Source organism: Streptomyces sp. NPDC017943 (genome assembly GCF_044328425.1).
Taxonomy (GTDB): Bacteria; Actinomycetota; Actinomycetes; order Streptomycetales; family Streptomycetaceae; genus Streptomyces; species Streptomyces djakartensis_A.
The window spans coordinates 1-25504 of record NZ_JBIRHH010000017.1 but is presented as its reverse complement, the minus strand read 5'-3'; the positions used below and the strand labels follow the sequence as shown (position 1 = coordinate 25504).

Below are 25504 nucleotides of genomic sequence, written 5' to 3'. Positions count from 1 at the left end.
TTCAGAGGCCGAGGGGCCCCAGGGCGGCCACGAGTGGGCCCGCCGATCCGGTGAGGATGCACGAGATCAGGACGATGAAGAGTGAGCGCATGTGTTCGGCTCGTTCACCCGGTATTCCGTGTCGGAGCTGAAGCGCCATGAGCATGCCGGTGACGATTACGCCGCCGACGGCGGCGGCCGAAGCGCACCAGGCGAGGATGCCCAGCAGCTCATCGGCTTCGGCGCCTGGATTGAATGTGGCTGCCAGCATTCGTCAGCCTCCTGAGCCGGAGATGAGTTGCCCGAGAGCCAGTACCTGCCCCGGCATCTGTGCTGTTCGCTTGCCGAGCCGCCACGACGGGATCCAGGGCACCCGATGGACGGTTGCCACCGAACTGAGCACACGCACGCGCTGAGACAGAGACAGAGGCAGCCTGCCGGGAGCATCGGCGACCAGTGCCACGGTCAGTAGATGCAGTCCCGCCGGGTGATCGCCGGATCGCAATGAGTCGAGCACCGTCGACGCGGCCTGGATGCCTGCCGCGTGAGTCCGTGCGACTATCACCATCCGTCCCGGCTCGCCCCCTTTGATATCGGGCCACCTGACGCCCACATCCGCTCCACCGAGCGCCGCCGCGAGACTGGTCGTTCCGGCACCGCCGTGCGCGCCGACCCAGCTGACCCCGTTCTGCGCGGGTGGCCCCGCCGGGACGGTGCCTGCCGACAGGGGCGGCCGCTGGGGAGGGCGGGGTGCTGCTGCGGGGGGTGGTGGCGTGACGGGGCCCCTTTCCCATGCTTGCAGCCCTGCGAGGGCTGACGGCTGCCTCGAGGGACTCGACATACCAGTCCTCCTCTCCGTGTGCGTGTGCGTGTGAGTAGCAGAGGCTGACGCATGTTGCGGCCGGCCGAAGCTGAACTGCCTGCCAGCCGTCTGCGTTCACTGAGTGAGTGGCCGCTGTCAGTCAGCCCTTACGCGCGCGTCTGCTGCCGGGTTCATGAAGACCGGAAGTTCGACGAATCGCCCCTGACACGACGGCACCGCCGCTCGGAGAATTGCCCCAGCCACTGTGCGAGGTGAGGAAGATGCCGCTCATGCGGAGGACGACCCAACGAACTGAGGACCAGGACCTGGCTCCCCAGATGCACGTGCCGAACGCGCCCGAGGACTCGTTTCTCGTCATCACATTGCGTACCGGCGCCACATTCGTGAACGGAGCACGCATCCGGGGTGAAGGCGGACAAACGACATCGGAAGCGGTGCTCGATCGTTTGCACGATGAGGCGAGGCAAGCGGGCCGGCCCGTGCGCGGACTGCTGGAGAATCGGCAGGAAGAATTCACCGCGGTGATCGAAGTGCGTCCGGACGGCTCGAGCACACTGCTGCACTCGCAGCACATGCGCGCCGAAGACGATCTGCCAGAGCCTGACGGCGATGCACCCACCAACCTGCAGGAGCCGCAGCAAGACTTCCGTGGTGGCCCGGCGGAGCGGTCGTCGCCCGTCCCGGATGTGCGGGTGAGCGCGAGCGACCCGGGTGAGGGGGAGGGGCGCCAGCGGGAGCCTGGCCCCGATCATGGACAGGCCGTCAAGGCACCTCCCGCGGTGCGAGTGCCTGACCTGCCCCCCTCACCCTCTCGACCGCCGGCCGCCCCAGCGCCGGACCACGCGCCTACAAAGACGCTTGCCGTGACCGACGACGGCAGGGCGGTCATCGAGGTTCCTGCGGTACTGACCCGAAAGGTCCGCCGGGTCAATGAAGCAGTCGCCGCCGGAGCCCTCCGTGAGGCGGCAGCGCTTGCGGCCCATCTGCACACAGAGGTCGCCGGCTCGCACGGCCCACAGCATCCCTACACACTCGAAACCGCCGGCATGCGGGCTTATACACACCACCTGCTCGGAGAGCACCAGGAGGCTCTGGCCCTCCTGGTGGCTCTGGCCGAAGCGAAGCTCGAAGGGGCCGATCCGAATGCTGCTCGCGATGAATTGGTCAGAGCCGTGCTGGCGTGGAAGGAAGTGGCGGACTCTGCGGCGGCCACGGATTTCGCCGAGCGGCTTTCCACCGCCTTTGCCCGCTTCTCACAGCAGAGCCGGACGAGTCACGGCAGATGACAGGGGATGTGCAGCCGGGGAGCCGCTGCGGCGCTCCCGGTGGCGCCTTGCACAATGACGCTATGCGCTTTCAGTTGCTTGGTCCTCTGCGCCTCAGCAGCGACAGCGGTGACATCGGTCTGCCCGGGGTCATCTCTACCCACGTCGTGGGCCAGTTGCTGCTCGCCCGTGGAGACGTCGTACGGAGAGACACCCTCATCGATACCGTGTGGGCCGATCGCTCCGTACGCCATCCTGTCAATGCCCTCCAGGTGCAGGTCGCCAAGATCAGGAACGCCTTCGGCGCACACGGCGAAAGCGAACGTCTGGTGTCCCAGCCTGGGGGGTACCGGCTCGCGCTCGGTCCCGGTGACGAGGTGGATGTACTGCTCTTCGAGGAAGCTGTCAGCCAGGGCAGGCAAGCAGTCGAGGGCGGCGATGACGAGCGAGCGCTTGCTCACTTGCGCCAGGGGCTCTCCCTGTGGCAGGGAGAGCCCCTGGAGGATCTTGTGGGGCCGGCCTTCGACGCTGAGCGCGCGCGGCTGCGGGAACTGAGACTTGCTGCGCAAGAGGACGTAGCTGCCGTACGACTGAGGCTGAACGCCGACACGGAAGCACTGGCCGGTGAGCTGCAGGTCTTGCTGGCCAAGCATCCGCTGCGCGAGGGGCTGCGGGCCCTCCTCATGCAGGCCCTGCATCAATGCGGCCGTGACGCGGAAGCTCTGGCCGTGTTCGAACAGGGCGGACGCCTGCTGAGTGACGAACTCGGTGCAATTCCCTCACCGCACCTGCGCGACCTGCGAACGAGTCTGCTGCGTGCCGATCCCCAACTGGGTCAGGGGACCTCCTCGCCACTTCGCGGTTCCTCCCCGGCACCAGCCAACAGTGCGGCGTCGTCCGCGCCGCGTCCCCCACATTCTGAGCGCCGTCCTGCAGGCGCAGAGGGTGCTGCAGGCAACAGCAATCTCCGGCGCCCGCTGGGCCCCTTCGTGGGCCGTGTGATCGACGTGGAAGCAGTGAGGAATGCGCTGGAGAGCGAGCGCCTCGTCACAGTCGTGGGGCCCGGCGGAGTGGGCAAGACCCGGCTGGCCCTGGAGGTCTGCTCACTGATGCAGCCGTCGTTCGACGTGTGGTGGGTAGACCTCACCGCAACCGACGGAGCCGGCATTCTGACCGCCGTGGCGGGCGCGGTGGGTCTGACCGACGTGCACGCACCTTCCGGTAACAAAGCGCACGACTACTTGCAGCGCATCGCCTCCCTGCTCAGTCACCGCCCCACCGTGGTGGCCTTCGACAACTGCGAGCATGTGCTGGATGCCGTCGCCCCGGTGGTCACCTCGCTCCTGGGCCGATGCCCTTCACTGACAGTGATCACCACTAGCAGGGAAGCGCTGAGGACGCCTGGAGAGATCGTCCACCCCCTCGACCCCATGCCCGAGGCAGAGGCTGCCGAATTGTTCAGCGCTCGAGCCGGCATGATCGACCCCTCGTTCCGGGCCGATGGGCGAACCCGAGCTGAGATCCTCGAACTGTGCCGCCGATTGGACGGCCTGCCGCTGGCTGTCGAACTGGCTGCCGCACATGTCAGGCTGCTTCCCGTCCGACAGATCACGGAGCGACTCGACGATCGATTCACCTTGTTGACTCGGGGCGAACGGACCGCTCCGGACAGACACCGCACCCTGCGCGCTGTACTGGACTGGAGCTACGCCCTCCTCCAAGTCGATGAGCGCAGGGTACTGACGGAGCTGGCGCTCTATCCGGCAGGCTGTGCGCCCGCTGAGCCGGGCCGCACGGGACTGGCCGAATCGCCGGCAGAAGAGACGGCTGTCCTGCAGCTTCTCTCCCGACTCGCCGACAAGAGCCTGCTGCACTCCGTCACCCATGGTGCGGGCAGCCGCTTGCGCATGCTTGAGATGGTTCGTGCCTACGCGTTGGCGCGCCTGCGAGAGGAGGAGTGGTACGGCGCCGCTGAGGCACGCTTCACCGCATGGGCCTGCCGCTTCGTCGACCACGGGACGCAGCAGGTTGCCTGTGGCGACCAAGCGGGCTGGGTTCGTCGGCTCACTGAAGAGAATGCCAACATCAAAGCTGCCAGCGACCTCCTGAGAGAACGAGAGCAGCAGGCGCATTCACTGTCCCTCGAGGCGCAACTGGGCTACTACTGGTTCATCAGCGGTCGGGAGGAAGAAGGCGTCGAGCGTCTGGAACGCGCACTGAAGGCTTACGACTCAGCGCCTCGTCAGCTCGGCACCATGACACCGCAGGAAGAGTGGGCCCTCTTCTACACCTTTGCCTGGCTTGCCTGGCTCAACCATGTGGCAGGGCGGCATAAGGAGGCGGCTGGCTACCTACAGCGGCACGAAGCCCTCTGGCACCGAGCCGTCAATCCCGACCTCGCCGTTCTGGGACCTTGCTACGACACGCTCCATGCCATGCTCAACGGCAGACCAGGCATCAGCGAGCTCTTCGTAACCGCAGAGTCCAAAATCGTAGGCACTCGATTCCACTGGGACCACGCGGTACTGCAGACCAACTGGGCGACCTACTGTCTTCAGCACGGCGACATTGTTGGTGCCCGTCGGCACAGCAGTCTGGCCGTGGCCGCATCCGAAGCCGCTGGTGACGCGTTCGCGCGCGCTTTCTCGCTCACCCTCTACGGCGACGCCAACGTGCGTGCACACGCGCCTGATCAGGCGCGGGAACAGTATGAAGCTGCACTCGCCCTTTACGAGCCGATGGGCGCCCGCAGCCGGTGGGCGTACACGTCTCTGCGCTTGGCGTGCTTGGACCTCGCGGGACAAGCGAGGAGGTCCGCGGCCGACAGACTGGATGGGGCGGCCGAGGTCGCCGATGAGCTCGGATTGACCGATCTGGGTGCTGCGGTGAGCAACCTGCGAGGGGTCCTGGGCCTTATGGAGGGGCGGCATGGAGAGGCCGAGCTGGAGTTCCGCAGCGTCTGGAATGATCCGTCGACGTCCGCAGCACGTCGCGCGGTCGCAGCTATGGGATTGGCTTCTGTGAGCGCCCGCAGTGGCGCATCCCGACAGCGCGAGAGGGTGGGGTGGCTGGACGAGGTGACAGAGCTGCACAGCGCCCTTCTGGAGCCTCTGGCTAAGACGGCGATCTCCGAGCTTCTGGAATTGGGCACTGGCCGCGACAGGGACGGGCGCCATCGGCCCCTCGACACCCTCCTTGTTGGTCACCCGTCCGTGACGGCGGCTTTTACTTAGCTCTGCCGAGCGCCTTGGCCATATGCCTACCGCGGCACGGCTCCACACGGCAGCCCGGGCATGCTGCCGGCGCACGCCTGACGGATGGGCGGTTCGCGGCGGGACCGAGGCGTTTTGACCTCGAGGTGTACTGCCCAGCCAGGTTGGTCGAATTTGTGTGATGACACGGTCTGAATCTGTAGGACGGCGAAGGCTTCCGGTTGTGGAGTGGAGCTGTCGAGGAACCGCTCCGCCAACCAGGAGGCCTTCGTGTCTCACGATAACGCTGCCCTGACGCCCCGTGCACGTCTACGCCTGGCGCGTCTGATCGTGGATGAGGGATGGCCGGTCGCCCGTGCGGCCGAGCGCTACGACGTGTCCTGGCCCACCGCCAAGCGATGGGCCGACCGGTACGCCCAATTCGACCCGCCGCGATGGCCGACCGCTCCTGCCGGCCTCACCGAAGCCCGGCCCGGACCCCTCAGCCACAGGTCCGCAAGATCGTGCACCTGCTGGAAGCAGCGTATGCGCCACCGGCGAACCGGTGCGCCGCTGCGAACACCCCCACCCCGGCGCCATGCTCCACATCGACGTCAAGAAGCTCAGTAACGTCCCCGACGGCGGAGGCTGGCGTTACGTCGGGCGCGTCCAGGGCCGCAGAAACCGTGCCGCCACACCCGACAAACCCCGCAACAAGTACCGCGGCCCGCTTCTGGGAACCGCCTTCGTCCACACCGTCGTCGACGACCACTCCCGCGTCGCCTACGCCGAAATCCACGACGACGAGACCGCCACCACCGCAGTCGGTGTCCTGAGCCGGGCAGTCGGCTGGTTCGCCGCCCGCGGGGTGAGCGTCGAGCGGGTCCTGACCGACAACGGCTCGGCCTACCGCTCCCGGCACTGGACCCAGGCCTGCGCCGAACTCGGCATCACGCCGAAGAAGACCCGGCCCTACCGGCCGCAGACGAACGGCAAGGTCGAGCGCTTCCGCCGCACCCTCGCCGACAGGTGGGCACGCTTCTACTCCAGCGAATCAGTCCGCCGCAAAGCCCTGCGGGCCTGGCTCCATCACTACAATCACCACCGCCCCCACACCGCAACCAACGGCAAACCGCCCGTCACCAGGTTGACCAACGTCCCTGGGCAGTACAACTAGCGCAGCATGCATATCAGCCCCAGCAGCGAAGACGCGGCCCAGAGGGGCGAGATCGCATCAACCGGCAATGCCGCAGACCAGCGCGAAGGGTGAACACACGGATTCGATTGCTGGCGGTCGGGCTCAGTGAATGAACCGATCGCGCAACCGTCGCGTATGTGCTGTTTGACGGGCCGTCCTCACAAGGGAACGCCGGAACTGTGATCAGACTCCGGCACACTCGTCGCCGGCGCCGCGCAGCTCACCTTGCGCTGCCTCACTGAGGCCGTGCTCGGGCCCGGAACGCGTCCGCCTGTCAAACCACCGCCTGCGACTTCCATGCTCTCTCGCAGCCCGACCCGCCGAACCATGCAGCAGGTAGTAGTTGCGGCGCAGTCACCTTAGCGAACGATGCGACGGCACGGAGCCCGTGCGGCATCCCTAGCGAATCCATCCCCATCAGCGGAAGGCACTGAACCATGCTCAGCCACGTGCAGAACACCGTCCCGGCGCAGGCGATCACCGATCTCGTCCGAGAGGTTGCCGGAAGTGTATACGTGCCCGGTGACGAAGGTTACGCCCGAGAGATTGCGGGTTTCAATCTTCGTTCCACTCACGAGCCGCTGCTTGTAGTTGCTGCCGCCCACACGGGCGATGTTCAGGCGGCGGTCTCCTTTGCCGCAGCCCACCAACTGCCTGTCGGCGTGAAGAACACCGGTCACCAGCCCTTCCCCGCGCAGGAGGGCTTCGTCCTGATTACCGTGGGTGCCATGCGGTCTGTCGCGATCGATGCCGACCGCGCGGTGGCGCGGGTCGGAGGCGGTGCCCGATGGGCGGACGTCGTCGGTCCCGCGCAGGAGGTCGGTCTGGCGCCGCTCAACGGTTCGGCTCCCCATGTCGGTGTGGTGGGGTACACGCTGGGCGGCGGCCTGAGCCCACTCCTCGGGCGGGTGCACGGCTGGGCCGTGGACCATGTGGTGTCCATCGAAGTGGTCACGGCCGACGGCCGTGTTCGTCGTGTCGCGCGCGATGAGGAGCCGGAACTGTTCCGCGTCCTGTGCGGTGGACGCAGCAACTTCGGTGTCGTCACGGAGATCGAGTTCGGCCTCTTCCCGCTCTCCTCCTTCTACGGAGGTGGCATCTACCTGCCTGGACACACGGCCGAGGACGTGCTGCGGACCTTTGCCGAACTCAGCCGCCAGCCGCTGCCGGAGGGGTTCAACTGCTCAGTGGCCCTGCTGAACCTGCCGCCGCTTCCCGAACTGCCGGAGCCGTTCCGCGGGAAGTTCCTGGCGCACGTACGCGTCTCTCACCTCGGCACGGACGCTGAGGCGGAAGCACTGATCGCTCCGTTCCGCGCGCTTGGCCCCGCTCTTGTGGACACTGTGAGCAGGCAGCCGTACAGTGCCTTCGCCGCAGTCCACGCCGACCCTGTCGACCCTGCCCCCTACGAGGAGAGCAGCGCCCTGCTCGCCTCCCTCCCTGATGAGGCCGTCGACCGGCTTGCGGCCTTCGCGCGTACGGCCGCCGGCGGACCGGTCACCGTCTTGGAGCTGCGCCAGCTCGGGGGCGCACTGAACGCGATGCCTGCTCACGCCGTCCCGCTTGCCGCGCGCCAGGCCGGGTTCATCGTCTGGGGCGCGACTGTGGGCCCGCCGCCGATTGTCGCCTCCGGAGAACTGGCTCTGCGCACGCTCCTGGACGAGCTGAGCCCATGGTCCACCGGTCTGCTCTACACGAACTTCACCGGTCGGGAGGACCAGGCGGAAGACACTTTCGACGTGGACACCCTTGCTGACCTCCGCGAAGCCAAGCGTCGCTTCGACCCTCAGAACCTTTTCCGGGTCAACAACCACAACGTCGATCCGCAGTGACGCGGTGAGCCGGGTGCAGCGGACCGTGGGCCAGGGAGCCGTTGTTAACCGCAGCCGGACACAGGACTCCGGCACAGGCACAAGCAACATGCAGGAGTATGAAGATGTCCTGTACTTTCCCTGGCCTGCGGTTTTCCATGCTCGGACAACTGCAGGTCTGGCGGGGCTTGACCGAGACGACCATTTCCCAGCCGCAGCGCAGAGCCGTTCTCGCAGTGCTGCTGCTGCGCAGGGATTCCCTCGTCTCGGTCGAGGAACTTATCGATGCCATATGGGGTGCGCACCCGCCGCCTTCGGCGCGCACTGTGCTGCATACGCACATCCATCACCTGCGCAGGACCCTGCGCAATATCAACGCCGGCTCCGAGGCCATCCGGAGGGTGGGCGGGCAGTACCGTCTGGAGCTTCCCTCCTGCCCGGTCGATGTCGACAGCTTTCGCCGGCTCGCCTCGTTCTCTGCTGTAAGAAGGGCTGAGGGCCAGTACGAGCGGGCGCTGCGGGACATGCGTGCTGCCTTGGGGCTCTGGCGGGGCCATGCCCTGGAGGACGTACCGGGTCCGTGGGCGGGTCGTCACCGCGCGGCACTCACGGCCGAGTACCTCACGGCGACGGCGGCGCGACTCTCTCTCGAGCTGCGACTGGGCACGAGCGGTGACCACGTGAGTGAACTCAGAACATTGGTTCTCGAGCATCCGCTCGACGAGCGGTTCCGCGAGTTGTTGATGCTTGCGCAGCACCAGGCGGGCTTGGACAGGCAGGCTCTTGACACGTACCGGCAGGCGCAGCGGTATCTTGCCGCGGAGCTTGGGATTGATCCCGGTCCATCTCTGCGCCGCATGCGTCAGCGGATCCGGGCTGCCGCGTCCGTGCGTTCTCGCACGACGACGCCGACTGCCTCCCTCCCTGTTCCCCGGCAGCTCCCCGCCGTGCAGCCGTACTTTCACGGGCGGGAGCGCGAGCTCGACGCAGCCGAAGATTCGGTCCGGACGGCGTCCACCAATACGCCGGTGATCGCGGTGCTGGGGCCGCCGGGAATCGGGAAGACGTCATTCGTCACCGCTCTCGCTCACCGGCTGTCCGCCGGATATCCGGACGGGCAGCTCTTCGCGCAGGTGCATGGCTCTGTCACACCACGTGCCGAGGGCCGGGTCATGCGGGCGTTGGACTCCTTGCTGTCCGCCTTGGGCGTGAGCGTCCACGCTTCGACCGGTGGCGTTCAGGCTCGAGCAGCGCAGCTGCGTGGCGTGCTGTCCTCGCGTCGTTTGATCCTTGTCGTCGATGACGTCCGGGACGCTGATGAAGCCCGTGCCTTTCTCCCCGGCATCGGTTCCTGCGTCGTTCTCGTGACAGCGCGCGGCGACCTCGCAAGTCTGGCTGTGCGGGAAGGGGCGGCGCGTTTGCCTCTTCGCCCTCTGACGCAGGCTGATGCTTGCGCCTTCCTTCGCCACCGCATCGGTCATAGGCGGACGGCAGCTGAGCCGGAGGCGGTTTCTCTGCTTGCCGGCATGTGCCACGGTGTGCCCGCACAGCTGGCACGTGTCGCGGCGTATGCGGTGGTGCACCCTGATCTGACTTTGACTGAAATGCTACGTGATGCAGTCCCCGCACTTCTCCAGCCACGAGTAGTTGACGATGTAAGCACTTGGTCGCCTGGCGCCTCATTGACGACCGGCCCTGGCCACTTCCGGTACTTTCGGCGCGATTTCGACGCTGCCCATACCGGTCAGTCAGAGGCATCATGAACCTTCAGGCCTGCACTCTCGTACGACAGACGAGTGCCGGGGGCACGAACCACCATTTTCAGGAGACCGCACAGTGAGATGCGAGCAGGAGAAAGCAGAGCTGACCGTCTACGCCTTGGATGCCCTTGAGGCTGACGACGTCGAACGCGTCGGCGATCACGTGCGGAACTGCTCCGCTTGCGCGATGGCACTGCACGAGCTTAAGGACACGCTGACAACCCTGCGGTCGCTGCCCGACGAAGACATCCTGGGGGACTGGGACGGCAAGATTCCTGAGCTCAGTGAAGCTGCCGTCCGGGCTGCGGCCGCAGAGGTCGCAGCGGCACAGGAGCTCAGCACGCCGAACCGGACTGAAGGTGAAAACCCGTCCGGCCGTGTGCAGAACACAGGCCGACCCGAGAAGATCTCGACGCGACCGCTACGGGCGCGGCCGCAGCGCAGTTGGGCGCTGGCGGCAGCAGCCGCAGGCGTGCTGCTGGGCTTCGGGTCCTCGTTCTTGCTCCCGGGTGGTGATGACGGCGCGGCGACGGGAAGCACGCTTGCCCGGCCGTCCGGTGACGCAGTGGTGCGTGCAGTGGGAACGCAAGGCGTCGCCGCCGCCATTGAGCCCCGCTCCACGGGCTGGGGCACAGAGGTGACTTTGGACCTCAGCGGTGTCCGAGGGCCGGAGCGATGCGCTCTAGTGGCTGTCTCCCGTGAGGGTGTCGAGGAGACGGCGTTCACCTGGCGGGTGCCGGAGGGCGGGTACGGACTGCCTGGTTCTGCCAAGGAGCGCCTGCTGGCCCGCGGAGGGATCAGCATGTCCGCCCAGGACGTCAGCAAGTACGTCATTCGGACGGCAGATGGCCAAGACTTGGTCGATGTCCCTGCTGTGAGTGCATCCTGAATCGCCAGCCCGGCGCTCACCCCCGCCTGAACCGGCAGTCAGGCATCCTCGTTCGCACCTGTGCCGTGATGCTCCAAGCATGCCGCTGGTACCGCACCTGCGGTCTGGCGGCTTTTGGGCGTGCAGAGGCGCACCCCTCCTCGATTACTTTCCGCAGCTGCCGATCACCTCACCGTTAGTATTCGGAACGCTTGCCGCTCGTGGCTGCCGGCGCGGCCGCAGCCTCGAGGTGCCTTCGGTCGCCCTACCTTTCCTCACCTTTCCTGAAGCTGTCCTCGCGGGTCAGAGAGAAAAGCAGCGGTTAAGCGATCGGTAAGTGACAGCGCCGATGGTAGATCTCGTCCAATTGTCAGATAGTCCGTGTGCTCGTTGCGTGCGGATGTGGCGGGGGAAGACGGCGTATGAGGCGCACCGCAGACACCAGCAGCACCCGACCGGAGAGTCATCAGCCGGCAGAACGGGACAGCACGCGCGACGAAGCTTTCATCAGGGCCGTCTACGAGAAGCACGGCCCCGTACTCCTGCGCATCGCCACAGGGCTCCTCGGCGGTGACTCCCACCGGGCACAGGACCTAGTCCAGGAAGCGGTGCTTCGTGCCTGGCGTCACGCTGAGATACTCAACCCCGAGGCTGAGGGCGTGCGCCCGTGGCTGATCACGGTGATCCGCAACCTTGTCATCGACAGTCACAGAGCACGGCAGGCCCGCCCCCAGGAAACGTCGGACACCATGCTCAGCGACGTGCAGATTCCGGAGCACGCCGACGGCAACCTCACCAAGCAAGTCGTGCGAGAAGCACTTCTGGACCTGTCAGTGCAGCACCGAGAGATCATCCTTCACGTCCACTACATGGACATGTCGGTCGCTCAAGCCGCCAAGGTTCTCGGCATACCCCAGGGCACAGTGAAGTCGCGGACACATCTGGCCCTCAAGTCTTTGCGCGAGGCGCTGATCAGAAGAGGGTGCACCGCCTGATGCCTGACGCGGCCGCTCCCGCCACCGCATCCCCTGGGCACAATACGGCCTCCGACCACCAGCGCGTCGAAGCAGTCGACATGCTCCGCGGTGCTGCGCTCTTGGGAATCCTGCTGGTGAACGCCCGCATGATCGCCGGGACTCCTCATCCCTCCCGGACCGGCACGGCCGACTGGGCTGCGGCGGTCGTGGTCGCATTCTTCGCAGAGATCAAGTTCTACCCGCTGCTCGCCTTCCTCTTCGGCGTGAGCATGGTGTTGGCCATGGGGGAGCAAGGGACAGCACTCCGCAGAACGCGTGAGAGTCGGTACCTCCGCAGACTCAGCGCCCTCTTTCTACTGGGAGCGGCCCACCTGGTCTTCCTCTTCGGAGGCGACATCCTGACCACCTATGCGCTCGTGGGCGCAGCCGCGCACCTTCTACGCAACGCGGCGGCACGAACCCTTTTACTGGTCGGCGCAGGCACCATGCTTGCGTTCTTCACCTGCTTTCTCGCACTCGCCGTGTGGTTCGCCCTCAGCGCCCAGCACGTGCAGGAGGCTCCCTACCCGACACCTGAGCTGATCGCCGCATATCAGGCCGGCGCGGCGGAGACCCTGGCAGCACACCTGAGTCTCCTCCCCTCATACGTGTTCGGCTCCGCGTTCTTCTCGCCGCACGTCTTCGCCTGCGTCCTGCTGGGCATGGCAGCCGGAAAGACCGGCCTGCTGGAGCGGGAGTGGCAGTCGGCTCGGCTGCGCCGAACGGCCCTTGTCAGTGCGGCGGTTGGAGTTCCCGGCAGCGTCGTCTACGCGATGGTCTCGTATACCCCCTCGCTGGTGGCCTGGAGCATGCCGGGCAGAGCGGTCGCCGTCATCACCGGACCGGCACTGACCGTCACCTATGCATGCATGGCACTGATGCTGCTGCGGTCCGGCAGGAGCGCGCGGCTCGTCGGCCTCCTGGCCAAGGCCGGGCGCAACACTCTCAGCCACTATCTGGGACAGTCCATCGTCTTGTGCTTCGTCTTCACCGGCTATGGCCTTGGCCTGTACGGAAGGATCGGCGGGCCGGTCCTTGTTGCCGGCTGCGTGGGCCTGTTCGCAGTGCAGCTCCTGCTCACCGACAGGTATCACGGCGGAAAAGGACCTGCTGAAGCGTTCGTCCGCGCCATACAAGGACGCTGACCTGAGGCGGGGGACGCGGCCCAGCAGAAGATGGGCTACGTTCTAGCGGTTTCCCCCGCGGTCTCCCCGATGCCGGCGAGCAGCGAAGTGACGTGCCGCGCGGCCGACGAGTCGAGGGACTCATAGATGGCCAGCGCACGGCGCCAGGAATCCGCAGCTCCAGCACGATCCTTCATGGCGAGGAGGGTCTCGCCGAGCCTCGTGAGGGTCTCGGCCTCATTGGGTTTGTCTCCCAGCTGTCGATCGAGCTTGAGTGCCCTGTCGTAGCACGAGGAGGCCTCGGCGTGACGTCCCAACCGATGCTGGATGTGTCCAATGCTGTCCCACGTGGCAGCCTTGGCTACCAGGTCGTCGGTCTCGCCGAGAAGTCGCAGAGCCCGGCGGCACCGATCCAGTGCTTCCCCGTACGCCCCCGTCTGTGCCAGAGTCCAACCCAAGTTGTTCAGGGCATTCGCCTGCCCTATGCGGTCACCGGCCGCCGCGAAGAGCCGGACGGCCTCGTGTGCGTGCGGAAGGGCACGGTAATGATCGCCTTCACGTGTGCTCAGAAGGGCGAGATTGCCGTGACAGCGCGCTTGTCCCGTCAGATCCTGCAGCTCCCCGAAATCCCTCAAGGCCCCATTCAACAACTGGCGCGCGCCTGCAGAGTCACCGGTCTGCAGACGAGACCTGGCCAGTCCGCGCAACGCGTGCGCCCGCCCCAGTTGATCCTCGACGCGGCAAACGGCGGCCAGCGCGGCGCTCTGCGTGGACAACTGCTCGTCCCAGCGCCCCTCCTTTTGAAGGTACTCCATGACGGACCAGGCAAGCTGCCACGTCAAGGTTTCACAGCCAGGTTCCGCGCTGGCTATGCATACGAGCTGAGCCAGGAGTCCACCCTCGGCGGCGAACCACTCAAGCGCCGCGGTACCGCTGAGGACATCAGCGACCGGAGCCTCTAATACTTCTGCTGTCAGTTCCAATTCCGGAAGGGCTGTCCACACCACGCGCGCTGCGCGGTAGGCCGTGTGCAGGCAGTGAACGAGCATTCGGCGAAACGCCTCAGCACGCTGCGGGCCACTCTCGTGAACGCTGAGCAGTTCAGCCGCGTAGGCCCGCAACAGATCGTGAGACACATACCGTCCGGGTGCGAACTCGTCCATGAGGTGAGCCGTCAGGAGTTCCTCGAGAGCGGGGCGGACGTCGTCGGCTGAGCACCCGCTGAGGGCAGCCAGTACGGTGACGGAGGACCCTGTCGAAGGTACGAGCGAGGACAGGCGGTACAACCGTGCGGCCTCGGGGGAGAGGACCTTGTATGACCACGAGAAGACAGAGCGGAGGTCGATGTCGGCCTCGGCTGTCTTCAACACCTCGAGGGCATCTGCGACCGACTGCAGTTCGGCAGCAATGTCGGCCAGCGAGTCCACGGAGCGCGCTGCGGCGGTCGCGGAGATGAGAGCCAACGCCAGTGGCAGACGGCCGCTGCGGACGATGAGCCCGTCCGTGGCGGCCGGGTCACGTTCGACGCACTCGGCTCCAAGCCGGCGTGTCAGCATGTCTCGCGCGTCGGTGACAGAGAGGGCCTGTAACCGCAAGTGCTCGGCTCCGTTCGACACAAGTTCCACCATGTGATTGCGCGATGTAACGATGACCAGGCACCCCGGCGAGGCGGGTAGAAGCGAACGGACGTGCCGAAAGTCGCGGGCGTTGTCCAGCAACAGCAGTACACGCCTCTGCGCCAGCACACTGCGCAGCAGGGCTGAGCGGGCGTCGAGATCGGCGGGTACTTGGTGCGCTGCTACTCCGAATGCTTCCAGGACGGTGCGCAACGCCTGTTCGGGCGAGACGGGCATCTCCACCGCGTCGAAGCCACGCATGTCGAGGAACAACTGTCCATCGGGGTAATGCGGGGCGAGGCTGTGCGCCGCGTGGACGGCCAGCGTGGTTTTGCCCATGCCCGCGCCACCGGAAATGCAGTGGACTGTCGCACCACGGCCGGTCCGCGCTCTGTTCGCCGCAGCGATGAGACTGCGGACTTCAGCCTGTCGGCCCGAGAAGACCGGCAGGCGGTAGGGCAGTTGTCCCGGCGCCTGGGGCTTCAGAGTAGGCGGAGCAGGAGTCTCGCACGCTGCGGTGGTACCCACGACTGCTTGTGGCGTAAGGGAGGCGTGTGGCAGCAACCGCTGGTCTGCCTGCAAAATCCGCTGGTGTAGCTGCTTAAGTCGCGGCCCGGGAGCGATCTCCAACTCGCGAGCGAGCATTTCCCGAGCTTCTGTGTACGCGTCGAGCGCCGCCGCTTGCTGGCCTGACTGGTACAGGGCGAGCATCAAGAGCTCTCTGAATCTCTCATCCAGGGGATGCTCCCCGACCGTGTGGGCGATGCGGGCGGCGATGTCCAGGTCCCCTGCTTCTAGGGCCAGACGATAAGACCGCTCTAGGACGTCGAGGCGTACGTCCTCCAGCCGGGCCCGCTGCGCGCCGGCCCAGCTTCCCGGGAGATCCGCCAAGGCACTGCCCTGCCACAAGGACAGGGACTTCTCGAACAGAGCCCTGCCCTGCACCGGATCGGATGAGACGAGAGCGTGGGCGGCTTTGACCGTGTTCTCGAATGCCGCAAGGTCAAGAGTCTCTGTGGTTGTTTCGACCCGGTAGCCGCTGCCGATTGACCTGATCACTTGTTCAGAATCTCGAGCACTGTGCCCGAGCACGCGGCGCAGCCGGTGGATGTACACATGAAGTTGATTCACCGCCGAACGGGGCGGGGCCCCTCCCCATACCGCGGTCACGAGATCGGCCGCTGAGACGGTCAGCGACTGGCGAAGTAACAGTACGGCAAGCACCACGCGCTGTTGCGGGGAACCGAGATACACCTCGTCTGTGTCCTGCCAAGCCCGCACGGGCCCCAAAACGGTAAAACGAATCGGGGCCTTACTCATCGACCTCTGACTCCTCTGATGAAAAATAGATCGGACTGCACTACCTGCACCTGAAGCATGCAGGAAGACTGAATGAGGCTAATTCCCGGCTGGAGGCCAGGCTAGTTTGATCTGGGCCAGGCAGTATCAGCGAGCTGGCGGTAGGCCGGAAGCCAGGCGGTCTCGTACAGTCGGGCCACATGAGGGGGGAACGTTGCGAAGACGAGGTCGGCCTCTTCGCCGGGCATTTCCTCAAGAAGCCATGGAAGGGCATGCCCCAGCCGATCCTCGGCGGCCTGCGATGCCAGGGCGTACGACTCGACACGCTGCCAGTCCACTGAGCTGAGACAGCGCAACGCCCGGGAGACGATCTCCCGCTCCTCCCAGAACGACGTAGCGGACACCTCTTCGTGGAACCTGATAAACGAAAGCTGAGCGGAGCTCGGCGCCCCCTTCTCCCGTAGCGCCGACTTCAGGGCGCGGCCTGCTTCACTGCGGGAGGAATGCAGCATCGTGTGCCGTTGGTTCATCGCCGCCACCAGCCCTTCAAACTCCGGGCCCTTGTCGTGCAGCAGCTCCCACAGCACCTGGCTCAGTGCGCGATGGTGGTTCGCCATGATGGAGGAGAGAGTCTCCCACCAGAGGATCAGGGCTTCTGCACGGTCGGGCGGCAGGTGCCCTTCTGTTCCCAGAAGTAGCCGATATCGGGCTAGCTCTCGCAGATAGCGCCGCCGTATCAGGGGGACAAAGACGATGCCGGCCTGTTCGAGAGCCGATGCGTCCGAGGACGGCGCACTGAGCGCCTCGTGATCATTCATGCTGTCTCCCTGCGCTGCCCATGGTGTGATCGGCCGCGGGGGATGAACCGCTCGGTTGTCGAGGCCCCGCGATCTCAGTCCACCCCAAGATCCTGTCCAAGAGCTTTCCCACCTCTGTCCGATGTCGGGGCAGGTTCCGTGCCGAGGGCGTTCCGGTTGGTAAATCCGCTGCAAGGGATGAACCGGTCAGGGCTGGGCTGCGTTGCGAAGAGATGGCGGTCGGAAATGATCAGCCGCCGACCCACCGAGAAGCGAGGAGCAGCGTGGGATCCGTCGTCATTCGTTCCCTGCACCCAGATGGCACCGTTTGCCGGCACGCGCCGCGATCACCGTCGACCGGGACGCTGACACCGTGCCCCGGCGTGTACTGCTATGAGGCCCACTGCACCGCACTCGGCTGCGGTTGGCACTTGGTTCATTCTCTGCGAGCGATCGTCCGGCATCAGCGAGCCGTGCATGAGGCCGCTCACGGATTATGAGGGCTTGAGAACCTCCTCGATCAGGCCCACACCAGTTGCCGTCGCGCCGGGCGTCGTGATGCTGTGATCCGCCTTCGTGCAGGGCGCGCGTCCCCGTGCCGCAGCTGTCGTGGCCAGTGCTTCCGGGGGAGGGCTCGGCAGCCGCAAGCCTCTGGCCTGCGGGGTTGTACACGAAATGTGGAAGAAAGAATCCGCGACAGACGGGGGAAACGTATGCGAAAGGGGTGCAGGCGACTATCGGAGTGGAGATCGTCACGAACGGCACGCTCTGGAGGTCACTGTGCGATCCACTTCCGAATCCGATAAAGAGCTGTTTCTCGACATCGAGTCCGATTACTCGCAGTTGAGTTTCGTGCGCAACAGCATCGAGAAGTGGCTTGCGGGACACGGTGCCCTGCACGGCATCGATGACATTCTGCTGGTCGCGCACGAGATCATGGCCAATGCCGTTGAGCATGGCACGGGTGAAGGCAATGGGCGAATACAGGTCCATCTGCGATGGCAGGGTGCTGAAGCCTGCATCCGTGTCTTCGACGAAGGCGGCCTCGACGCTGACGGGCTCGCCCCTGTTCCGGCCGACGCGAACGCGGAAGCCGGGAGGGGCTTGGTTCTTGTCGACGGACTTGCACGCGCATGGGGCTTCACCAGGCATCGGTCGGGGCGGCCCTACGTTTGGGCAGCGCTGCCGTGCCCAGCGCCGTAGACCGGGCGTGCGACGACCCGCACTTCAGGCTGTGTATGTCGTCCACGCCCTACTGACTGCTCGTACTGAAGGATCCTGCGAGTCGGGCATGCTTGCGGGGCGGTCAGGCAATTTGCTCGGAGAGGCCGTGTGGGGGACATCGGGCGCGGCAGGATGCGGAACCAACGGGGCCCTTCGCCGCCGGTGTGCTGAGTTGCAGCACCACACCGGCGACGAAGGGCCCCGTTTCTCATAGCGGCAGCGCACGATACTCAGATGCTCCGCTCCCGGACGGAGCTCACAAGGGAGTTACGGGCATGAGGGGGATGTCGCCATCCGGGAGTACCGTGGCCCGGACTGAGGCTGTCCGGGCCACGGTCTTCGCTCGCCGGAGTTTCCGGGAGCGGTGCGGGACGAGGCACTTCAGGCCGAGGTGAGGCGGCCCCGCCGTTCGGCGTCGTCCATTCAGCGTTACGCCGTTGACAGAGGAATGGTTCACCCGCGATGGACCGCAGATCAGGTCGCCTTGAAGTTGTTCTCCAGGGCCTTGCTCTCCGGGACAGGCATGTCCATGCCCTTCTTCCATTCCGCTTCGCCCACACTCTCACGGAGATGGCCGACTGTGCGCTCTACGGCCGCGCGGACAGACGCCAGGTCAGCGCCGACAAGCTCATGCTGATACTTGACCACCCGCCCGTCGACGACAACGGTGTGCACATCACCGCGCTGCGCCTGCAGGACGACGTGGCCATGCGGGTGCAGTATGGGGAAGGAGACCGGGGAGCGGTCGTTCTTGATGAGGACGATGTCCGCCTTCTTGCCCACCTCGATGCTCCCGAGGTCGCTTTGCCGGCCCAGCGCTCTCGCGCCGCCCTGCGTGGCAAAGGCCAGGACATCATGGGCTCGCAGCGACGTATGCACGACAGTTTCATCGCGAGCGTGCGCCTTCAGGTGTTCCATGGCGCGATCCGCCCCCAGTGTGGCGCGCATGGCGGAGAAGAGATCGGCACTCCACCAGACGCTGGTGTCCATGGAAAGCGACACGGGCAGGCCGAAGGTACGGGCGGCGTGAGTGGGGGGGTACCCCTGTCCGGCGTGCTGTTCGCTTTCTGCCGATATCGACAGCGACCCACCGGTATCGGCGATGCGCCGGTAGGACTCGTCGGACAGCGAGGATCCGTGGACGTAGATGTTGCCGGGGGTCATGAAGCCTTCGGCCGCCATCACGTCGATGCAGCCATCTCGCGCGGTTCCCCAGACGCCCGCGTGTGTGGTCACAGCTGCGCCGAGGTCGCGGGCCAGCTCGAAGGCCGCGCGTTCCGGCAGGGCTGGATCACCGGTGATGTCGATGGCGAACTGCAGATCCAGCATTCCGTTGCGCGGCACCCGCTCTTCCAGAAAGCGGCGCAGTGCGGGGTCAGCCCCCCATTGGCCAGGTTGCTGGTGCAGATTGCCATAGGCCAGTACGTAGCGGCCGGGTACCGAGGTGAGGGCGTCCACGGCTGCGGCAGCATGATCGAGGGTCCGCAGACCATGCGACCAGTCGACGGTGGTGGTCACGCCGGCGTCCAAGGCTTCGAGAGCCGCGAGTACGGTGCTGGCGTGTATGTCCTCCGGCCGGAACAGGTGCCCGTGGTCAAGGAAGAACCACACGAAGTACTGACTCAAGGTCCAGTCGGCTCCGTACCCGCGCAAGGCGGTCTGCCACATGTGGCGATGCGTGTCGATCAGGCCTGGGATCACGATGCCGTTGGAAGCGTCGATGATGAGGGCATCGTCGGGGGCTTTGAGGTCCGGTCCGACTTCGGCGATGCGATTGCCCAGAACCAGAACGTCGCTGTGCTCCAGGATGCGGTTGGGGGTGTCCATGGGAAGGACAGTGCCGCCGCGTAGCAGCAGCGGACGACCAAGCTCGAAGGTGGATGCGTCGTGGACCACGGGTATCTCCGCTCGTCTTGGGAGGAGGGTGAACGGCTGGTCCCTGCGAGCGACGGTCTCGCTTGCGGGGTCGGCAGCGCCCATGCACGCCATGAGGTGCCGCTCTTTTCGTTACGGATGCCCTATATCCGAGGTTCACGTTCGGTCTGTCAGGGTTGGATGTGGTGACGCCGATCGGGCGCCGCCGACGTGCGCAGCCCGGCTTCGACCGTGGAGATGAAAGCGCGCGCGGCGGGACTGGGCCTTCGCCTGGTAGACACTGCCAGGTGAATGTCGAGGAGCAGCGCGGGACTGCACGGTATGAGGCACACGCCGGGGGTATCAGTGTGCGGAATGCGAGGGGCAAAGGCCAGAGCCAGTCCTGCGCGTACGAGCTGGACAACGGTGAGGACGTCGCCCAGCTCGACGCTCACGGTCCGTTCCACACCAGCTTGGGCGAACGCGTGATCGGTGAGAGCGCGGTTGCCCCAGCCCACTGGTGCGTCGATGAAGGCATGGTTGGCCAATTCCCGTAGGGCCACGCTCGTGCGAGCGGCTAGAGAGTGAGTTTCGGGGACGGCGAGGAACAGCGGCACGGACGTGATGCGCATCAGGTGCACGCCTGCCGGAGGCGTTCCCACGCTGGACACGAATGCGAGATCGAGCTCTCCGGTGGAGACATCGCGCAAGAGAGCCTTTGATCCCTCCTGCGCCGGCGTGGGGCGGATGTCGACCGCGGGATGGGAGGTGTGGAACTGCGCGATGAATTTGGCAAGGTCGAACACGTTGTACGCCTGCATGATGCCGAGCCGCAACGCTCCACGGACGCCTCCGCGAACTGCGCCCACGGCCTCCCGGGCGACCTCGGCGGCGGCCCGGGTCGCCCGCGCCTCGGGGAGCAAGGCGATGCCAGCATCAGTGAGCGTCACCCCGTTTCTGGTGCGTACGAAGAGCTCCGCTCCAAGCTCGCGCTCCAGGGCCTTCACGGACAGCGACAGCGTGGACTGGCCCAGATGGATCTGCCGAGCAGCTTGAGTGAAGTTGCGCTGCTCGGCTACGGCGAGGAAATGCTCCAGTCGGCGCAGTTCCATGGGCAACCTCCGTCGCAATACCGGAGCGTTCCGATCGAAACCGCTCCTGCTTCTCCAATTCTTCCGTGGGCGGATACGGGTCCGATCGTTGGCGGGTTCACCTACTCGTCAGGTGGTCCGTCGGCGGAGCAGGTATCCCGATGCGATGAACATCGCGAGGAACGCCGCTGCCTCGAAGACCACCACGGCGCTGCGAGCGGGCCAGTGAAGCGTGGCAAGCCCGAGGCCCACCACCGGAAGAGACAGGCCGACGTAACCGCCCAGGAAGTAGCCCGCAAGGACTTCGGCGCGGGACTGCGGGGGCGCGGACACCGACACCAGCACCATTGCGGCTCGGAAGGCAAGTGCCGCTCCAGCACCTGTGATCATGCCTCCGACGAGGAAGAGGATGAGATTGGGCAGCCAAAGGCCCGCGGTGAAGCACGCGAGGCCGAGAGCCAGGATCGGCAGACTCCGCTGGAGCATCAACCGCGGCTGCCACTGGGCCAGGAAGATCTGCACCCCCGCCCCCGTGGCAAACGCGGCAAAAGCCATCGCCCCAGACACCGCACGGGACGTCTCCTGGAGAACATCGGCGAGGAAGACCGGCACGAGCGAGGTGAACATGCCAAAGACGGAGAACGCGCCGATCCCTACGGCAGTGCCGGCGAAGAACGTGCCTCGCACACCTCGGGGAGCGGCCACTCGCTGCGGCCGGTAGGGACGGCGCGTCTTCGTCACCGTCTCCGGCGAAAGCCAGACGAAGACAGCAGCGACGACAAGCGCGCTTCCGAACACTGCGTAGGGAAGGCGGAGTGGCTGCGGCGCGTACTGAGCGAGCAAGCCGGCGGCAAGGGGGCCGAACCCGATGCCGCCGATGTTGGCCATGGTCGCCATCATTTGAGGACGTTGCAGAGAGTTGTCTGGCCGGGCAAGACGGTACAGCTCAAGCAGGTATGCGGTGGCGGTGGCGGTTGTCAGTCCCACAGAGACACCGGAGATGATCCGCGCCACGATCAAACCGGTGAGGCTGGGCCAGAGAATGAAAACGAGGGAACTCAGTACGTTGATGAGCAGGGCCGGTATGAGTACCGTTCGCCGCCCCACCCAGTCGGATATGTGACCTCCCAGAAAAAGGCTTCCGATGACGCCCACGGCGTAGACGGCATAGATGTATGTGACGGTCAGATTGTCGAATCCGTCTCGTTCGGCGTAGAGGACATAGAGTGGCGTCGGGACTGACGAGAAGGCCATGTTGAGCAGGAAGGCGGCTGTCACAGCCCACAGCCCCATAAGAGGTCCTGAGCGGGACTTTTGGCTCACCGTGTGAGGCCTCTGAGGCGCTGATGCGCCGATTGTTTGAGTGGTCATGTCTTTATGGTGTGGTTGTACATGTATCCGTGTCCAACGCATCTTTATGATGGCTGGCATTGGCGTGACTGATGAAGTTGTACGACTTCGTCACCTGCGGGCGGTTCGCTGGACAGATTTCGGCTGCAGGTAGTTGCCTGCCGGCTCGCGGGAGGGCGAGGGAGTGCGCGAGTGAGGAGCAGTGCTACCAGGCACGAGGGCCGCGGCGATCATGGCAGTCGAAGGGGCGGGCGAAGCGTCCCGCCGGGGGGCCGGGTGAGCGGTCGAGGCCACGGCTTCGGCCGCGAACCCCCTAGGGCGACGGTCTGAATTTTGGCCCATGACCTCGGCACGGAAATTGTCAGAAGTTTTGTTCGGCGATTCGAAGCTCTTGTTCTTTCGCCTCCACGAAAGAAACGACGTGATGGACCGGGGTGACCTCTTCTCTGCCGCCGCGAGGTCATCGACCGAAACCCACGAGGGGTACTCGCTGAGTATTGTCTTTTTGTGGTCTGTGGTCTTCGCCTCCCTTGCGTTCTGCCGTTGATTTAGCAGGTTTTCGAGATCTTCGACCTTCCACACCATCATGCCTATTCGGCGCTCGTTAAAAATCCTGACGCCGTCTCTGGCGTCCCAAAATGCAGCTTCTGCGGTGGAGCGCGCAAAATCTGACTGCCCTCTACGGCGGTCCAGTTCGAACTCGGCTGTTACTGCAAGTATTTCATCGTATGCGGTCCATGACATTTTGTTCCTCCAAGGTAAGAAAAAGTCGCCCCCCAGGGTATGTCGGATCATCGCCTGCCTTTCGACAGGGTGATCGCTTCCCACATTGCCTAGTACGTGATTTCCGATCCCCTGGTTCAATGCAATAGCAGCTCGTGCGTGTGATTGCGGGCACGTCAGGATGCTTAAGTGGACCGTGAGATGAGCGCTGCTCTGGCAAGGCGGGGCGATCACGCGACTGTCGGCTTCGCTCGCTGATGGGCGCATGGCAAAGCGCCGACTGAGGCCGTGCATTGTGCCGGACGAATTGGAGTCGCTCGTCGAGCCGCTGCTGCCGGAGAGCGCGCCGTGTCAGCAACCGTTGGTGCAGTCTTGTTCCTGAAGAAGCAGATCTCTATTTGCGTGATCTTTGTCGTCTCCGGCGCCTTTGGACTACCGCTCCGTCGGGCTGGGCGCTGCCGGCCCGGCGCCAGGGGAGGGGGCAACGACCATGCCGGGTGCTGTGGGCTGCTTCGGCAGCCGATATGGTCCCGTGATCTTTCGTCGGGGACAATCGCGTGACCGGTCAGGACTTCCGCAGAACGTCGTGAGGCTTGGTCCGGGACAGTCGGGCTCAGTACTCTGGCCTGGCCGGCTGTCATCGGGGCTACGGCGGGCTCCCTTGTCCAGCGAACCCTCTCGGATGCCTACGGGGCTGTGTCAGCCGGGCTGGCGCGGACAATGGTGATCAGGCGGTCCGTGAGCTGCAGAGGGCTGGCTTCGGGCAGGTCGTAGGCCAGGAGGCGGTGACCGCGCAGTACGGACAGGACAATGCCGTCCACGTCGGCGACGTTTCTCCCCACTTCGCTCTTGACGACTGGCCGCTCAACGAGATCGAGTCCGCTGCCACGCTGGCTGAGGTCGTTCATGACGGCGACGGCTCCGGGACTGAGACATGACATCCCGAGAAGTCGGCCTGCGGCACTGGCGCTTGTGATCACGGAATCGGCACCGGACTGACGCAACAAGGCGGCGTTCTCCTCCTCCCGAACCGCGGCCACGATCTTGGCCGTCCGGTTGAGCTGACGCGCGCTGAGTGCGACCAGGGCTGCGGTGTCATCGCGTCGCGTGGCGATGATGATCCGCCCCGCCTTCTCGAGCTTGGCCTGCCGCAGCACTTCGCTTCGGGTGGCGTCCCCGACGACGGCGACGTAGCCATCGGCGGCTGCCACATCCGCCGCGTCCGGGTCCGGGTCGATGACGGCCACGTTCTGGGGCGAGAGACCTGTTGCGCGCAGAGCCTGTAGAGCGGTGCGACCTTTGGTCCCATAGCCGACGACAACGGTGTGGTATCGCAAGGCGGATCTCCAGCGAGTCAGTCGCCATTCCTCGCGGGTTCTCGCGGTAAGAGCTTCGAGCGTGGTGCCGACCAGAATGATGAGGAAGAGGATGCGCAAGGGAGTGATGAGCATGATGTTGACAAGTCGGGCGCTGTCGCTGTGCGGGACGATGTCGCCGTACCCGGTCGTGGAGAGGGAGACCGTGGCGTAGTAGAAGGCGTCAAGCAGCCCGACGGTCTCGTCAGCATTGTCGTGGTATCCGTCGCGGTCGACGTACACGGCCAAGACGGTGCCCAGCAAAACCAGTAGACCGCCGCAGAGCCGCCGCAGAGCCTGTTCCAGCGGTGCCCGTTGTTTGCGCCGAGCCAGCCTGATCAGAACGGCTGCACGGCCGACCGATCCAAGCGCCGGCATACGCACTCTGGGGCCGCTTGCCGATCCTTCCCGCGCGTGCGGTGCCACTGGGTTCTCGACTTCCTTGTGGTATGAACCGCCACCGAGCCCGCTGCTGGGAAAGCGGCTGGCCGGGAGCCGACTGGTGCTTGTGAGGATGATCGGCACCGCATGCTCTGCCGGGTGAGCACGCGACTCGTACACTGCGGGCCCGGCGGTGCAAGCCGGGCCCGCAGTCCTCACCACTTCGCGCCGACAGAGCGCGAAGAACGGATACCGTGTCCGCCCGCCTCCTCCGGGGGAGTAAAGAGGAGAAGGACTTACGGTCCGCCGCTGATTCCTGTGCTGCGGCTTCATTGGTACCCGTCTGTTGCTACGCGCCGGAAGGCGAGGAGGTTCACCCCGAACTCGGTTTACTGGACGGGGCCGTCCGACGCGCACGTCGGACCCTAATCAAGACCATGAGGCAGCCAATCGGTCGCTACCGAACGCGATTTGTGTATGCCGGCCGCTCGGCGCGGTTCCTCAGCGGCAGCAGCCCAGTCGGCTGCCCACGGCGAGGGCCGCAGCAGTCGCGGGCCGGATCGGCGGCCTCTGGGCCGTGAATCGGCTATCTTCGGCCTGCGTGACTTTCCGCTTGAACGGGTCGGATTTCCGTGCCTAGAGGTTGTCCCGTAACTGGTGTGGCGGTTGGTGCGTTGGTTGGGTATGGGTGGGGTGATCTCAGCGGATGATCCGAAGTGGATCGAGCCGTTTTCCGGGCTGACCGAGTCGCAGTTCGCCAGGTTGGTCGCGTTGGTACG

Annotated in this window: 15 protein-coding genes and 2 pseudogenes; 10 read left to right on the top strand and 7 right to left on the bottom strand. The window is 65.4% G+C overall.

Features of this window, described 5'->3' with window-relative positions:
• Position 1: 1 nt before the first annotated feature.
• Complete coding sequence (locus tag ACH4C6_RS33740) at positions 2-250, bottom strand: hypothetical protein (RefSeq protein ID WP_366900512.1); 249 nt, start codon at positions 248-250, stop codon at positions 2-4.
• A gap of 869 nt (positions 251-1119) precedes the next feature.
• On the opposite strand from ACH4C6_RS33740, the gene ACH4C6_RS33735 reads away from it, so the two are divergent.
• From ACH4C6_RS33735 to ACH4C6_RS33700, 8 genes and pseudogenes are all read left to right on the top strand, one after another.
• A complete protein-coding gene (locus tag ACH4C6_RS33735) occupies positions 1120-2088 on the top strand; it encodes a hypothetical protein (protein WP_398112499.1) in 969 nt (322 codons plus the stop codon).
• Between the two features lie 62 nt (positions 2089-2150).
• Entirely contained in the window at positions 2151-5300 is a 3150-nt protein-coding gene (locus tag ACH4C6_RS33730; RefSeq protein ID WP_398112498.1) for an AfsR/SARP family transcriptional regulator, read from the top strand.
• A gap of 249 nt (positions 5301-5549) precedes the next feature.
• Positions 5550-6435 (top strand): annotated as a pseudogene (locus ACH4C6_RS33725) (DDE-type integrase/transposase/recombinase).
• A gap of 470 nt (positions 6436-6905) precedes the next feature.
• Positions 6906-8288: an FAD-binding oxidoreductase gene (locus ACH4C6_RS33720; protein WP_398112497.1), complete on the top strand. Its 1383-nt coding sequence runs from the start codon at positions 6906-6908 to the stop codon at positions 8286-8288.
• Between the two features lie 104 nt (positions 8289-8392).
• Entirely contained in the window at positions 8393-10030 is a 1638-nt protein-coding gene (locus tag ACH4C6_RS33715; RefSeq protein WP_398112496.1) for a BTAD domain-containing putative transcriptional regulator, read from the top strand.
• A 73-nt stretch (positions 10031-10103) separates the two neighbouring features.
• Positions 10104-10916 carry an anti-sigma factor family protein gene (locus ACH4C6_RS33710; RefSeq protein ID WP_398112495.1) on the top strand — a complete coding sequence of 271 codons (813 nt, stop codon included), beginning with the start codon at positions 10104-10106 and terminating at the stop codon, positions 10914-10916.
• A 401-nt stretch (positions 10917-11317) separates the two neighbouring features.
• Positions 11318-11890 (top strand): sigma-70 family RNA polymerase sigma factor, encoded by a 573-nt coding sequence (locus ACH4C6_RS33705; protein ID WP_366900518.1) that lies wholly within the window; start codon positions 11318-11320, stop codon positions 11888-11890.
• On the top strand, positions 11890-13056 hold the full coding sequence (locus tag ACH4C6_RS33700) for a DUF418 domain-containing protein (protein ID WP_398112494.1): 1167 nt from the start codon (positions 11890-11892) through the stop codon (positions 13054-13056). The genes ACH4C6_RS33705 and ACH4C6_RS33700 overlap by 1 nt, the downstream gene beginning before the upstream one ends.
• 35 nt (positions 13057-13091) lie before the next feature.
• Here ACH4C6_RS33700 and ACH4C6_RS33695 read toward each other — a convergent pair whose 3' ends face one another.
• Positions 13092-15971, bottom strand: a complete 2880-nt coding sequence (locus ACH4C6_RS33695) for an AfsR/SARP family transcriptional regulator (protein WP_398112493.1) — start codon at positions 15969-15971, stop codon at positions 13092-13094.
• Between the two features lie 101 nt (positions 15972-16072).
• Positions 16073-16768, bottom strand: coding sequence for a hypothetical protein (locus ACH4C6_RS33690; protein ID WP_398112492.1), 696 nt, complete (start codon positions 16766-16768; stop codon positions 16073-16075).
• A gap of 759 nt (positions 16769-17527) precedes the next feature.
• On the opposite strand from ACH4C6_RS33690, the gene ACH4C6_RS33685 reads away from it, so the two are divergent.
• On the top strand, positions 17528-17950 hold the full coding sequence (locus ACH4C6_RS33685) for an ATP-binding protein (protein WP_366900522.1): 423 nt from the start codon (positions 17528-17530) through the stop codon (positions 17948-17950).
• A gap of 495 nt (positions 17951-18445) precedes the next feature.
• Here ACH4C6_RS33685 and ACH4C6_RS33680 read toward each other — a convergent pair whose 3' ends face one another.
• The 4 genes from ACH4C6_RS33680 to ACH4C6_RS33665 form a co-directional block, all read right to left on the bottom strand.
• Positions 18446-19867, bottom strand: coding sequence for an amidohydrolase family protein (locus ACH4C6_RS33680; RefSeq protein WP_398112491.1), 1422 nt, complete (start codon positions 19865-19867; stop codon positions 18446-18448).
• Positions 19868-20016: 149 nt separating this feature from the next.
• Positions 20017-20937, bottom strand: a complete 921-nt coding sequence (locus ACH4C6_RS33675; protein WP_398112490.1) for a LysR family transcriptional regulator — start codon at positions 20935-20937, stop codon at positions 20017-20019.
• A gap of 108 nt (positions 20938-21045) precedes the next feature.
• The gene (locus ACH4C6_RS33670) at positions 21046-22209 is read right to left on the bottom strand and encodes an MFS transporter (protein ID WP_398112489.1); all 1164 of its coding nucleotides are present in this window, start codon (positions 22207-22209) and stop codon (positions 21046-21048) included.
• A 1466-nt stretch (positions 22210-23675) separates the two neighbouring features.
• On the bottom strand, positions 23676-24722 hold the full coding sequence (locus ACH4C6_RS33665) for a potassium channel family protein (protein WP_366900842.1): 1047 nt from the start codon (positions 24720-24722) through the stop codon (positions 23676-23678).
• Positions 24723-25409: 687 nt separating this feature from the next.
• Between ACH4C6_RS33665 and ACH4C6_RS33660 the strand changes: the two are divergent.
• Positions 25410-25504, top strand: a pseudogene (locus tag ACH4C6_RS33660) (IS5/IS1182 family transposase); the annotation flags it as partial.